Annotated in this window: 9 protein-coding genes, 5 tRNA genes and 1 pseudogene; all 15 read right to left on the minus strand. The window is 36.2% G+C overall.

Going from position 1 to position 14503, the window contains the following annotated elements; translation table 11 throughout:
- Positions 1-75 (minus strand): annotated as a pseudogene (gene rpsL, locus CQA44_RS09580) (30S ribosomal protein S12); the annotation flags it as partial.
- 64 nt (positions 76-139) lie between these two features.
- The gene (locus CQA44_RS09585) at positions 140-8803 is read right to left on the minus strand and encodes a DNA-directed RNA polymerase subunit beta/beta' (protein ID WP_115547028.1); all 8664 of its coding nucleotides are present in this window, start codon (positions 8801-8803) and stop codon (positions 140-142) included.
- 169 nt (positions 8804-8972) lie between these two features.
- Positions 8973-9347 carry a 50S ribosomal protein L7/L12 gene (gene rplL / locus CQA44_RS09590; protein WP_115547029.1) on the minus strand — a complete coding sequence of 125 codons (375 nt, stop codon included), beginning with the start codon at positions 9345-9347 and terminating at the stop codon, positions 8973-8975.
- A 2-nt stretch (positions 9348-9349) separates the two neighbouring features.
- Positions 9350-9838 carry a 50S ribosomal protein L10 gene (gene rplJ, locus CQA44_RS09595; RefSeq protein WP_115547030.1) on the minus strand — a complete coding sequence of 163 codons (489 nt, stop codon included), beginning with the start codon at positions 9836-9838 and terminating at the stop codon, positions 9350-9352.
- A 424-nt stretch (positions 9839-10262) separates the two neighbouring features.
- Positions 10263-10970, minus strand: a complete 708-nt coding sequence (gene rplA / locus CQA44_RS09600) for a 50S ribosomal protein L1 (protein ID WP_115547031.1) — start codon at positions 10968-10970, stop codon at positions 10263-10265.
- A gap of 15 nt (positions 10971-10985) precedes the next feature.
- A complete protein-coding gene (gene rplK / locus CQA44_RS09605) occupies positions 10986-11411 on the minus strand; it encodes a 50S ribosomal protein L11 (RefSeq protein ID WP_115547032.1) in 426 nt (141 codons plus the stop codon).
- A gap of 144 nt (positions 11412-11555) precedes the next feature.
- A complete protein-coding gene (gene nusG / locus CQA44_RS09610; RefSeq protein WP_115547033.1) occupies positions 11556-12089 on the minus strand; it encodes a transcription termination/antitermination protein NusG in 534 nt (177 codons plus the stop codon).
- A gap of 15 nt (positions 12090-12104) precedes the next feature.
- A complete protein-coding gene (secE, locus tag CQA44_RS09615) occupies positions 12105-12284 on the minus strand; it encodes a preprotein translocase subunit SecE (protein ID WP_115547034.1) in 180 nt (59 codons plus the stop codon).
- 63 nt (positions 12285-12347) lie between these two features.
- Positions 12348-12424 (minus strand) — tRNA-Trp (locus CQA44_RS09620).
- 76 nt (positions 12425-12500) lie between these two features.
- Positions 12501-12674 carry a 50S ribosomal protein L33 gene (gene rpmG, locus CQA44_RS09625; RefSeq protein ID WP_115547035.1) on the minus strand — a complete coding sequence of 58 codons (174 nt, stop codon included), beginning with the start codon at positions 12672-12674 and terminating at the stop codon, positions 12501-12503.
- 17 nt (positions 12675-12691) lie between these two features.
- A complete protein-coding gene (gene tuf / locus CQA44_RS09630; RefSeq protein WP_115547036.1) occupies positions 12692-13891 on the minus strand; it encodes an elongation factor Tu in 1200 nt (399 codons plus the stop codon).
- 55 nt (positions 13892-13946) lie between these two features.
- A tRNA-Thr gene (locus CQA44_RS09635) sits at positions 13947-14021 on the minus strand.
- A 107-nt stretch (positions 14022-14128) separates the two neighbouring features.
- Positions 14129-14205: transfer RNA gene (locus CQA44_RS09640), tRNA-Gly, on the minus strand.
- Positions 14206-14229: 24 nt separating this feature from the next.
- Positions 14230-14314: transfer RNA gene (locus CQA44_RS09645), tRNA-Tyr, on the minus strand.
- A 97-nt stretch (positions 14315-14411) separates the two neighbouring features.
- Positions 14412-14487: transfer RNA gene (locus tag CQA44_RS09650), tRNA-Thr, on the minus strand.
- Between the last annotated feature and the right edge of the window lie 16 nt (positions 14488-14503).

The following is a 14503-nucleotide window of genomic DNA, read 5'->3' on the forward strand; positions in this document are numbered from 1 at the left end:
CACCAATGCAGGAGACTTAGTTTTTTTAATAACTTTTTTTCTTTCCTTGCGAATCAACTGATTAATTGTTGGCACATACACATCCTTAATTAAAATTTTTAGAAATTGCTATTATACTGAAAAAAAATTTAGATTAAACTTACAGTTCTTCTTTATTGTGCTTAATCAATACTTTTTTATTCCTATATAAACCCGTCCCAACTGGAATCATGCGACCTAAAACAACATTTTCTTTCAAATCCTCCAAAAAATCTTTTTTCGCTGAAATACTTGCTTCTGTCAAGACCTTGGTAGTTTCCTGAAAAGACGCTGCAGAAATAATAGAATCACTACTGATAGCAGCCCTCGTGATGCCAAGCAACACGGGTTCTGCAATAGCTGGACTACCTCCTTGTCGTAACATTTTCTCATTTTCTTCTCTAAAGTATCTTCGACTCACCAAATCTCCCTCGATAAACTTTGTATCTCCACTATCTAAGATTCTTACTTGTCTTAGCATTTGAGAGATAATAATCTCAATATGTTTATCAGCGATACTTACTCCTTGTCGGCGATACACTTGTTGTACCTCACTTACAATGTATTTATGCAATTCTTTTTCACCATTGATTCTCAAAATATCATGACTACTCATGATACCGTCGCTCAACATTTCTCCTGCATGCACAAATTCACCTTCACGAACCAGAATCTGCTTAGATTTATCAACTAAATATTCGGTTTGTCTGCCATCATCTGCAGTAACAATAATTTTTTCTTTACCTCGAATAGCTTTACCAAAACTCACATAACCATCAATTTCAGCCAATACTGCTATGTCTTTTGGTTTTCTTGCCTCAAAAAGTTCAGAGACGCGAGGTAACCCACCTGTAATGTCTTTTGATTTAATGGTAGCTTTAGGAACTTTTGCAAGAATATCAGCAAGTTGTACATTTGCTCCATCATTAATCAAAAGCACGCTTTTTGGCTCTAAATTATAGGTCTGTTCTTTACCTTCTGAATCTATTACAATAATAGCTGGCTTATAACCCTGTGGAATATATTCTTGCACAGTTAAAGATTTAATATGTGTTTTTTCATCTTCTTTTTCAATTACTGTTGTGCCTGCTATAATATCTCGATACTTTACTACGCCAGCAATATCAGAAATGACTAAGGTATTATAGGCGTCCCATGAAGCGATAAGGGAATCCTTATCGCTATTTTTACTTGCCAATTTAGTTACTTTACTGACATGCTCATTATCTTTAACTTCGATTTTAGAACCTCTAGCGATATAATGCCTACAAGCTTCTCTATCATCAGAATCTGCAATAACAGCAAATAATCCTTTTTCATTCACAATCATACCCTGTGTAACATCTCTAAAACGTTCGAATTGGTCAGAATATAAACGGTAATATTTTACAATACCGTCAGCCTTAGCATAAATATCTTGAGGAACAGGTTCATTATCATTAATATGTAGTTGGCTAGCATAGGGGATTCTATTAGGAACATTCCAGCCATCTTTAATTGCATCGGCAATGCTGCCACCTTTTTTAACCTTATATCCTGTGTCATGTGGAATATAAATTTTACCCTCTATCTTTCCAATAACACCAGCTAATTCTCTTGGAGTAGCTATATCACTTTTATTGAGTTCATATTTCTTCTCTTGTCCATTCCCAGTAAGAATCAAAATCACTCTATCATGGGCATTTTCTATCTGTAATACCCCATCAAAAGGTGCCTTAATCTTTGGTTCAACCAGTAAAATAGACGCGTTTCTCCTATTAGAAATAATGGTCTTTCCTTCTCTGTTAATATAAGGTTCAATATTATAATAGCGGATAAAACCTTCTTTCTCTGCAATGACTTGGTTTTCTTCCTGACTCCTGCTAGCAGTTCCTCCAACATGGAATGTTCTTAAAGTAAGCTGTGTTCCGGGCTCACCAATAGACTGTGCTGCAATAACGCCTACTGCATCGCCAGAAACACTCATCTTACCCTCTCCAAGATTTAATCCATAACACTTTGCGCAAATACCCTTTAATGCCTTACATGTCGTAGAAGTACGGATATTCACGGAACGAACACCTGCATTAGTAATTTGCCTAGCAATCTCTTCATTGATAAGTTTGCTTTCATGCACTAATACCTCTCGTGTAATGGGGTCATACACTTCTGTAGCCGTTACGCGTCCAACAATCCTCTCTTGCAAGGGTTCTATCATTTCATTGCCAACTGCAATATCCGTAATTTCCACACCTTCGTGCGTACCGCAATCCTCCATCGTAATTTTTACATTTTGACTCACATCAATGAGCTTTCTTGTCAAGTAACCTGCATTTGCGGTTTTCAGTGCTGTATCTGCCAAACCCTTCCTAGCTCCATGCGTAGAAGTAAAATATTCCAAAACATTCAAACCTTCTTTAAAGTTTGAAATAATTGGTGCTTCAATAATACTTCCATCTGGTTTTGCCATAAGCCCACGCATTGCTGAAAGTTGCCTAATTTGTGTAGCACTTCCTCTAGCACCAGAATCTGCCATCATATAGATAGGATTAAAGCCTCCTTTATCTTGCTCTATGATTTTCATCATTTCCTTTGCCATTTTATCATTTGTTTCCGTCCAAATATCAATGATTTTGTTATACCTTTCTTGTGTAGTAAGCACGCCTTGTTCAGCTTGAATTTGAATTTGTCGCACTTTTTCTTTAGAATCTTCAATCATTTTTTGTTTAGATTCTGGAATGATAATATCTGCAGCAGAAATAGAAATGCCCGCTTTTGTTGCATATTTAAAACCCAAATCTTTTAGATTATCAAGAAAAGTCGCAGTCAGTCCTACACCGCCTTCTTTATAAACACAGTCAATAAGATTAGAAATATCCTTCTTTTTCAAAACACGATTCCATAAATGCGGTAAAACAAAATCTGGCAATATTGACTTAATCACCATTCTGCCTGCAGTAGTTGTCAATACATGTCTATCAATCACAACGCGAATCGCACTATTAATATCAAGCCCTCCAAATTCAAGTGCCATAGCTATCTCATTAAAATTAGAAAATAATTTATGCTCACCTTTAGAATCTGGCTTTTCAAGACTTAAATAATAAAGTCCTAAAACCATATCCTGACTGGGTACTACCACGGGCTTACCGCTTGCAGGCAATAAAATATTCATGGAGCTAAGCATAAGAATCTTGCACTCTGCAATTGCCTCCTTAGATAAGGGGACATGTACCGCCATTTGATCGCCATCAAAATCGGCATTAAATGCCGAACAAACAAGAGGGTGCAACTGAATAGCTTTTCCATCAATAAGTTTTGGATGAAAGGCTTGGATTGATTGCTTATGTAAAGTAGGCGCACGATTAAGCATAACGGGATAACCCTCAATAATTTCTTGCAAACATTCCCAAACCTCATTTGATTTTTGGTCTATCATTTTTTTGGCTTGCTTGATATGTTTTGCATATCCTTTTTCTTCAAGCTTAGCTAACAAGTGCGGTTTAAAGAGTTCAATAGCCATGTTTTTGGGCAATCCACATTGATCCATTCGCAAATTTGGTCCCACAACAATAACACTTCTTCCTGAAAAATCTACACGTTTTCCAAGTAAATTTTGTCGAAATCTCCCTTGTTTTCCTTTAATAATTTCAGAAAGAGATTTAAGCGGTCGTTTGTTAGCTCCCTTAACTGCATTGGAATTTCTGCCGTTATCAAACAAAGCATCTACAGATTCTTGTAGCATTCTTTTCTCGTTGCGTACAATAATTTCTGGTGCATCTAATTCAATTAGCCTCTTTAATCTTTGATTACGGTTAATAACACGTCGATACAAATCATTAACATCGCTAACTGCAAATTTTCCACCGTCAAGAGCAACAAGAGGACGTAAATCCGGTGGCAATACGGGCAATACACTAAGCATCATCCATTCAGGGCGATTGCCTGAATTAAGGAAGCTTTCTACAACCTTTAATCGCTTAACAAAAGATTTCTTCTTCGCTTCAGAGCTAGTAGCCGCAATATCAGCTTTCAAAGAATGTAGTAAAGCAACCAAATCTAATTCTTCTAAAAGTTCTTTAACCGCCTCACCACCCATTTGTGCTTCAAAACCTGTGTGTTCAAAACGTCCATTAATATTCTTAAACTGTTCTTCATTGAGAACATCATATTTCATAACCCTTTTAGTTGATTCATTGTCATAAAAAGCTTCACCCGCATTTTTTACAATATATGCTTCATAGTATAAAACTCTCTCTAGGTCTTTCATCTTTACCCCAATTAAAGTTCCAATACGACTGGGCAGAGAACTCACATACCAAATATGTGCGACAGGGGTTACAAGCTCAATGTGTCCCATTCTCGAGCGGCGAACTTTTGCTGTGGTTACCTCGACACCACATTTTTCGCACACTATATCTTTATAGCGTCCCTTTTTATACTTGCCGCATTGACATTCATAATCACGTACAGGTCCAAATATCTTAGTGCAAAATAATCCATCTCTTTCAGGCTTAAGAGTGCGGTAGTTTATTGTCTCTGGCTTTTTTACTTCACCTCTACTCCATGAACGAATCTTCTCTGGACTAGCCAAAACAAGTTGAAATGCGCTGAAATCTTTGGGTCTTTCTTTTTCATTTTCACTCACAATCAAAGGTTTGCTTGTCCCATTTTCATCAATTTCATCGCCATACACATTAACATCAAGAGCTAAAGACTGCAATTCTTTTGTGAGGACATAAAAAGTTTCTGGAATAGCAGAATCTCCAACAGGAAAACCCTTAGTAATAGCTTCATAAGCCTCCTTTCTGCCATTAACATCATCTGACTTAATGGTAAGCATTTCCTTAAGGGTATGTGCTGCACCATAAGCTTCTAATGCCCAAACCTCCATTTCACCAAATCGCTGACCACCAAATAATGCTTTGCCTCCCACAGGTTGTTGCGTAACCAAAGAATAGGGTCCTGTGCTTCTTGCATGCACTTTTTCATCGACCAAATGATGAAGTTTTAGCATATACATATAACCAACATTAACACGTTCTTTAATTTTTTCACCCGTTTTACCATCATAAAGAATAGTTTTACCGTCCGTATCAATTTTTGCCATTTCAAAGAGTTTGCTGAACTTTTCCTGTGAAATCCCCTCAAATACAGGAATAGCAAATTTTACACCATTACTCCAGTCCTTAGCATACGCTAGAATCTCTTCTTGGCTCGCTTGATTTAATATATCAATTATTTCTTGTTCCTCATTAACCGCTTGGGCAATTTCTATGAGTTTAGTCTTAAGATTCTCACTAAATTGGTAGGCAGAATCTTTTAATTGCTGTTCAATCTGTTCGCCAAAACGTTTCCCAACTAGCCCTAAATGTACTTCAAGAATCTGTCCAATATTCATACGGCTTGGCACACCCAAAGGATTAAGCACAATATCGACAGGCTCACCATCTTCGGTATAAGGCATATCTACTGCTGGCACAATATTACTGACAATCCCTTTGTTGCCGTGTCTTCCTGCCATTTTATCGCCAACTTTTAACTTTCTTTTAGTGGCAATATAGATTTTTACAAGCTTCACTACACCGTTTGGCAAAATATCATCTTTTTCCAAAATAGAGAGTTTTTCTTCGTGCTCCACACCCAAAACTCTCTTTTGCTCTAAGAAATTGTTTTTAATGAGTTCATATCTATCTTGAATAGCTTTTGAATAGCTTTTAATGAGTGTATTAAGTGCAAAGCGATTAATATCCTCAAGCTCCTCTCTAGGAATGAGGTCGCCTTTCTTAAACTTTTTATCATTAATCTTTGCTTCTGCATTCAAAGGTTCTTTGGATAGCATGAAAGAGATTCTAAGCATCTCTTCTTTATTAAGCATAGTAAGTTGCTCATGGTGCTCTATATCAAGACTTGATTTCTCTTCTTCATAAGCTCTTCTTGCACGAGAATCCTTTTCATAACCTTTTTTTGTAAAGATTTTCACATCAACAACATATCCCTCCATACTTTGAGGACAATAGAGAGACTTATTAACAACATGCCCTGCTTTTTCTCCAAAAATAGCACGCAATAATCTCTCTTCTGGAGTGGGCTTAACATCGCCTTTTGGTGTTACCTTTCCTACTAGAATCATGCCACCTGTTACATAAGTCCCGATTTTAACAATCCCGCTTTCATCAAGGTGCAACAAATCTTCTTCCCTTGTATTAGGAATATCCGTAGTAATTTCCTCCACACCATGTTTTAGCTCTCTTGCCTCAATCTCTTTTTCATAAATATGAATCGAAGTAAAGGCATCGTCTCTTATAAGCTTCTCACTCACTACAATGGCATCTTCAAAGTTATAGCCATTCCATGGCATAAAAGCCACACGAATATTTTTACCTAAAGCTAATTCACCGTTATCCATACTCGGACCATCAGCAATGATTTGTCCAGCCTTAATCTTGTCGCCAACTTTTACAATAGGACGTTGCGTAAAACTCGTATTTTGGTTAGTCCGCATGTTTTTTTGCATTGAATAGCTATCAATATAAGCACCATTTTCGTTTTCGCCCAAAATATAGATATTTCTACCGTCAACTTTTTCTATAGTACCCGATTGTTTGGCTTTAATTGCTTCCCAAGAATCTCTGGCTATCACCCCTTCAATACCCGTACCAACAATTGGCGCATCCGGTTTTAAAAGAGGAACTGCTTGCCGTTGCATATTTGAACCCATAAGCGCACGGTTTGCATCGTCATGCTCTAAAAACGGAATAAGTGAAGCAGCAACACCAACTAGCATTCTAGGACTTAAATCAATAAGATCAACTTCTTCTGCTTTGCGTAAAGAAATTTCACCTCCACATCGAGTTTCTATTAATCCATCGATAATCTTACCCTTGGAACCTATAAATGTATTAGCAGGCGCAATAATCTTGCCATCTTCTTGTGTGGCTGTAAGATATACAATTTCATCAGTTACTTTGCCATCTACAACTCTTTTATACGGAGACTCAATAAAACCCAAATCATTGACGCGTGTATAAGTTGAAAGCGTGTTGATTAATCCGATATTTTGTCCCTCTGGTGTCTCAATAGGACAGATTCTGCCGTAATGAGTCGGATGAACATCTCTTGCCTCAAACCCTACTCTCTCTTTGACTAAACCTCCCTCACCAAGTGCCGATAACCTCCTCTTGTGTGTAATCTCTGATAACGGATTAGTTTGGTCCATAAACTGCGAAAGTTGCCCACTAGCAAAGAATTCCATAATTGTGCTAGTAATCATTTTAGAGCTTATTAAATCATGTGGCATGATATTTTCAAATGAAGTTTGCTGTGTAAGCTTATCTTTAATAGACTTTTGCATTTTGACAAGCCCTGTATGCAACTCGTTAGCCAATAATTCTCCTATAGCACGAATTCTTCTATTTCCTAAATGGTCTCTATCATCGATTCTCCCCTTACCGTTACGCACTTGCATAAGATATTTAACAGTCTCAATAATATCATTGTAAGTTAGCACAGTAATATAGTCTGGAACACTCAGATTAAGTTTATGATTCATCTTCATGCGTCCAACTCCTGTGAGATCATAACGAGATGGATCAAAAAATAATTGCTCAATGAATTTTTTTGCTACTTCTTTGGTTACAGGTTCAGCTGGACGCATAACCTTATAGATTCTGATTGCAGCTAAATCATTTTCGTTATCTATTTTTTCAGTTTGTCGAATAATCTTGAGACTCTCTATATCCGCAAGAAAAGAGTTGATGATAGAATTATCATAGCCAGAGGCTGTGTCGTTAATGACTTTAAATTCTTTAATTCTTAGGTCGCAAATTTTCTTAAGGTTTGCTTCATTTAATAGCGTAAGAGAATCTAGCACAATCTCATTTGTATCTGGATGATATAAAGGTTCTGCAAGATAAGAGACTGTAAGATTCTGCATGGGATATTCTATTTTGTCATATTTAATGCCTTTCTCTTTTAAATCCCCTATACGCTTATTATTAAATCTTTTTCCTGAGGGTAAAATGACCTCCCCTTTGTCATTCTTTAAGTCATATTCGAGACTACCCTCTAAGGTGCTAGGATCAAAAGGAATAAAAAACTTATTATCCTTAATGCTAACATTAAGAATGGGATAAAACATTTGAATAATTTGCTGCTTACTGTATCCTAATGCTCTAAAGAGAATGGTAACAGGCATCTTTCGACGTTTATTAATCCTCACATACATAATATCTTTTGCATCATATTCAAAATAAAGCCATGCACCCATATTGGGAATAATCTGTCCTGTATAAATAAGCTTATTTGCCGAAGTATTAGATTCTTCTTCTTTAAAGATAACGCCCGGACTCCTATGTAGCTGATTGACAACCACTCTCTCTACGCCGTTAATAATAAAAGAAACACGGTCAGTCATCAATGGAATCTCGCGAACATAGATGGTTTGCTCTTTAATGTCTTTTACTCCAATTTGCTCACCTTTTTCATCTTTATCCCATAGAATCAAGCGAATTTTAATCTTAAGGGGAATAGAATAAGTAAGCCCTCTTATCATTGTTTCAGGAATAGTATATTTCTGTTTGCCAAACTCACAACCTACATATTCTAAGGTAACTCTTCCTGCAGAATCTTGAATAGGAAATATGGACTTTAGAACTTTCTCTATACCACTTTCCTTGCCGTTATTAGAATACAAAAATGAATCATGACTTGCTTTTTGCAACATTAATAAATTAGGAACTTCCAATTCCTTCTGATTCTTAGAAAAATCTGCCCTTAATCTAGTATTTGTCAATCTTTTGCCCATGATTACAACCTTTACTCAATATTAAAAAACCAAAGACTCTATATGTCCTAACAATTACTAAGACATAGAGAATATTTGTAGATAATAAAAAGCCGTCTTATCAAGCAAGCAATAAGCGAATTTGTCTGTGCTTAATGCTGGCATGATACGGCTACAAAGCGAAAAATGCTTATTTTATTTCTACTTTTGCACCTGCATCTTCAAGTTTTTTCTTAAAGTTTTCTGCATCTTCTTTGCTCACTGCCTCTTTGAGGGTATTGGGTGTTTTTTCTGCAGCATCCTTTGCTTCTTTTAAGCCTAAGCCTGTAATTTCACGCACAGCTTTGATAACATTAATTTTATTTGCACCTGTTTCAACAAGAACAACATCAAATTCTGTTTTTTCTTCAACTGCTGCTGCACCACTTGCTGCTGCTGCACCTGCTACAACTGTTGGGGCAGCACTCACGCCAAACTTTTCTTCAAAGGCTTTTACAAGTTCAGATAATTCTAAAACTGATAAATTACCAATATATTCTAATACTTCTTCTTTTGAAATCGCCATATTTAAGCTCCTAGTTCTTCTTTATGTTTTTTTAAATTGTCTAATCCCGTAACAAAATATCTTGCTGGTGCAGTCCAAACTGACAGCAACATACCAATAAGTTCTTCTTTACTTGGTAGTTTGGATACAGATTCAATATGTTTTGAATCTACAATCTCACCGTCAAAATAGCCAAATTTCACACTGCAACATTCGCTATTTGCTTCTTGAAATTTACAAACTACTTTTGCAAGAGATATTTGGTCATTAGACCAAATATAAATATTAGTATCTTTCAATTCTGATGGCAAATAACCTGCTTCTTTTAAAGCAATGCTAGCAAGTTTATTCTTGATGACTCGCACTTGAATGCCTGCGTTTTTAGAATCTCTTCGTAAAGACTCTAACTGCTTGACATTCAAACCCTTATAATCACAAACAATCATAGCATTTGCACTCTTAAAGCTTTCCGTTAAACGCGCTACTAAGTTTTTTTTGTCTTGTCGTGTCATGTTTCCTCCTTTCAGACATCTAACCTAATACGGGGTAATTTTTAAGCTAACGCCCCAGTAGTCTTCAGTCCCAAGATAAAATATATTCTTATAAATAATTATAAAATTGCAAAAATAAACTAAGCAAATAGATTTTTAATGTGATTTTATTTTGCATATCACCAAATCTATAAATCTTATTATCATAAGAATGCAAAACAAATACATTAAAACCAAATGAAAATCCAGACAATACATGTAGCGGAGATACTCACAGCTTATTATTGCTCTGTTCTCAATCATTACGCTTCTTTACTCCTAAGCTGTCTTAATATTCATTCTTGTGTTATATAAGCCTCATAAACACAAATTATTGGTAATTGTCCCCCATCTTAGTATAACGAAGAGAATAACAAACTCTCTATTGGAAAATTTAACCTACAATTTACTTAACTTCCATAAGTTCTTGGGAATCTAATTTGACAGAGGGACTCATTGTCAAAGAAAGATTGCTTGAACGGATATATTTACCTTTAGCAGTGCTAGGTTTTAAACGGTTAATTGTTTTAACAAATTGTATAAGGTTATCAAGAAGCTTATCTTCTGTGAAGCTTGCCTTTCCAATAGGACTATGAATATTACCTTTTTTATCTACACGAAAATTAACTTGTCCGCTCTTTGCATTACTAACCGCTTTTGCTACATCTGGAGTAACCGTGCCTGTTTTTGGGTTAGGCATTATGCCTTTTGGTCCTAATATTCTACCAACCTTTCCTACAAGAGGCATCATATCTGGCGTAGCAATAACTATATCAAAATCAACATTGCCATTTTTGATTTGCTCAACCAAATCCTCATCTCCTACAACATCTGCCCCTGCTTTACGTGCTTCATCTGCCTTTAAATCTTTAGCAAAAACAGCTACACGTATTTTTTTACCCGTTCCATGAGGCAACACAACTGCTCCACGAATCATTTGGTCAGCATGTCTTGGATCTACACCTAATCTCAGAGCCACTTCAACGGTTTCATCAAATTTAGCAGAAGCTAAAGATTTCACAGTATTCACAGCAGATTCCATATCATAAATCTTATTACAGTCAACTTTTTGAGATAAGGCTTGCAATCTTTTTGAGAGTTTGTTTTTTTTCATTGATATTCTCCGAATTTAATCTACTATTTCAACACCCATACTTCTAGCACTTCCTGCAACTATTCGTTTAGCTTCCTCAATATCAGAAGTATTGAGGTCTTCTAATTTAGTTTTAGCAATCTCTTCTAATTGGGCTTGTGTTAGTCTAGCAACTTTATTTTTCAATGGATTATCAGAACCCTTACCAATCTTAGCACTCGCTTTAATTAAATCTGTAACAGGCGGTTTTTTTGTAATAAAAGTAAAGCTTTTATCTTGATACACTGTAATAATAACAGGTATATTAAAATTACCCATATCTTTCGTTTTCTCATTAAAAGCTTTACAAAATTCCATAATATTTACACCTCTTTGCCCAAGAGCAGGACCAACAGGAGGAGAAGGATTTGCCTTACCTGCTGGAATCTGTAGCTTTAACTCACCTACGATTTTTTTCGCCATACCTTAATCCTTAAAAATAAATTAAAAAAAAAATATTAAAATTTTATTCTTTCAAGACTGAAGATTTCTGTCTCTCAAATTATATACCTTGATAGTCATAAAAAACATAGCCATGCCCTTGCATTATAGAATCAAAGACTCTCTTTAACTAAAATCTTTTTCCACTTGAACATCATTAATTTCTATAGGAGTATTGCGTCCAAAAATAGAAACATTGAGCGTGAGTTTTTTATTTTGCATATCATAACTTTCGACAATACCCGTAAAATTAGCAAAAGGACCCTCCGTGATACGAACAACCTCGCCAGCTGTAAAAGAAACCTTTGGTCTAGGAGCAGGTCTATTTTGAACCTTATCCAGAATATTGTTAATATCATCATCATTCAAAGGAGTAGGTTTTTTACTTTCTCCAATAAATCTTCCTACACGAGGTAAAGACTGTATTAAATGCCACAATTCTGTATCCAAATTAATATGTACAAATACATACCCGGGGTAAATACTCTTTTGAACAGTCTTCTTTTTTTTATCTTTGATTTCAAAAATATCTTCCGTTGGAACAATAATGGCTTTTAAACGATGTTTGGCATTATTTTGCTCAATAAGATTCTCAATGGCTTTTTTAACAGATTGCTCACTCCCAGAATAAGTCTGTATTGCATACCATTCAAATTCCATAACTTTCCTTAAATTCTAAGATATTAGATTAGTTACTAGAAAACGTAAAATAACATCCACTAATGCTAAAAATAAGGTAATCACTGTCACAACAACAATCACAGAAATATAAGCATTGCGTATCTGTTCCTTTGTTGGAAAAATAACCTTACTTAATTCTTCTTTGGCATCTCTATAATATTTCATAAATTTCATTTCATAAACCTTGAGAATTATTTAATATCTCAAATAGACCAAAATATAACAATATAAATTTCATGGCAGGTCAGGAAGGATTCGAACCCTCAACACTCGGTTTTGGAGACCGATGCTCTAACCATTGGAGCTACTGACCTTCCCTTAATCAATTCTATTATCCAATCCTGCAGAATCATTGCTAATTCCACAGTAATCATAAAACACAAACATAAATCAGCTAGTTTTTAACTTTACTTCTTTATGTATAGTATGTTTATTTAATCTTGGGCAGAATTTTTTTAGCTCCAGTTTTTCTGTGTTTGTTTTTGCATTTTTTGTGGTGCTATAATTAATATCACCAGATTCTGAACACTTTAGTCCAATTTTTACTACATTACCTTTTGCCATTTTTAAACCTCATAGCATTATTCAATAATATTGGTTACTGCGCCTGCACCTACAGTTTTGCCACCTTCGCGAATAGCAAATCTTGTCCCAAGCTCTAAAGCAATAGGATTCAATAACTCAACGGTAATTTTAAGATTATCACCCGGCATAACTAAGTCAGTCCCTTCTGGCAAATGAATTGTACCCGTAACATCTGTTGTTCTTACATAGAATTGTGGGCGATAATTATTGTGAAAGGGGGTATGTCTCCCTCCTTCCTCTTTCTTAAGCACATAAATTTCGGCTTCAAATTTTTTATGAGGAGTAATAGAACCCGGTTTACAAAGCACCATACCTCTTTCTACCTCTTCTTTTTTAGTTCCCCTCAAAAGCACACCGACATTATCTCCTGCTTCGCCCTGTTCCATTTCTTTGCGAAACATCTCTACGCCTGTAACAGTCGTCTTTTGTGTATCCCGGATTCCAACTATCTCTACCTCATCGCCTACCTTGACAACACCTCTTTCAATTCTTCCTGTTACAACTGTTCCACGACCAGCAATGGAAAAAACATCCTCTACCGGCATAAGAAAAGTTTTTTCTATATCTCTTTTGGGAGTAGGAATGTAATTATCAACTGCTTCCATAAGTTGTAGGATTTTTTCTCCCCATTCACCTACATTACCTGCTTTAGCTTCTTCAAGAGCCTTAAGAGCAGAACCACCGATAATAGGAGTATCATCTCCGGGAAACTCGTATTCGCTCAATAAATCGCGTACTTCCATTTCTACTAATTCTAATAGTTCTGGGTCATCAAGCATATCTTGTTTATTTAAAAATACAACAATATACGGCACACCAACCTGCCTTGAAAGCAAAATATGCTCTCTTGTTTGTGGCATAGGACCATCAGATGCTGACACAACCAAAATTGCACCATCCATTTGTGCTGCACCAGTAATCATATTTTTTACATAGTCTGCATGTCCGGGGCAATCTACATGCGCATAATGTCTGTTCTCTGTCTCATATTCAATATGAGAAGTTGCAATAGTAATACCCCGCTCCTTTTCCTCTGGGGCATTATCTATATTATCATAATCTTTAAGTTCTGCTAGACCTTTTGTAGCTAAAACAGCCGAAATAGCGGCACTCAAAGTTGTTTTGCCATGATCGACATGCCCTATTGTCCCCACATTCACATGGGGCTTATTTCTATTAAATTTCTCTTTAGCCATAACTGTCTCCTAAATAAAATTAACAAACTGAATCTTAATAATTCAAACAAAAAACTGGAGCCCATAAGCGGGATTGAACCGCCGACCTCTTCCTTACCAAGGAAGTGCTCTGCCGCTGAGCTATATGGGCGCAGATTTGAAATGAATGCCCAAGAATATTCCTATGCAGTGATAAATTATGAAGTAATCTTAATTTAATCAGCTCCCAGTTACTCTATGGCGTTTATTCAAATGATTTGGAGCGGGAAACGGGGCTCGAACCCGCGACCCTCAGCTTGGAAGGCTGATGCTCTAGCCAACTGAGCTATTCCCGCAAAATGATTTTTAGAATCTGATAGTGGTGGTGAGTCGTGGATTCGAACCACGGAAGTCATGGACAGCAGATTTACAGTCTACCCTCGTTGGCCACTTGAGTAACTCACCCTAATATCAAAGACTGGTCAAACACTGAAAATAATCAATCCTAAAACTAGTTATTTCAAAAACTTGAAAAACCATTAAATTTAGTAGTTAATGTTAATGGAGCTGGTTAAGGGACTTGAACCCCCGGCCTGCTGCTTACAAGGCAGCTGCTCTACCAACTGAGCTAAACCAGCAAAATTTATTAAATTC

The sequence above is a fragment of the Helicobacter sp. MIT 14-3879 genome, assembly GCF_003364125.1.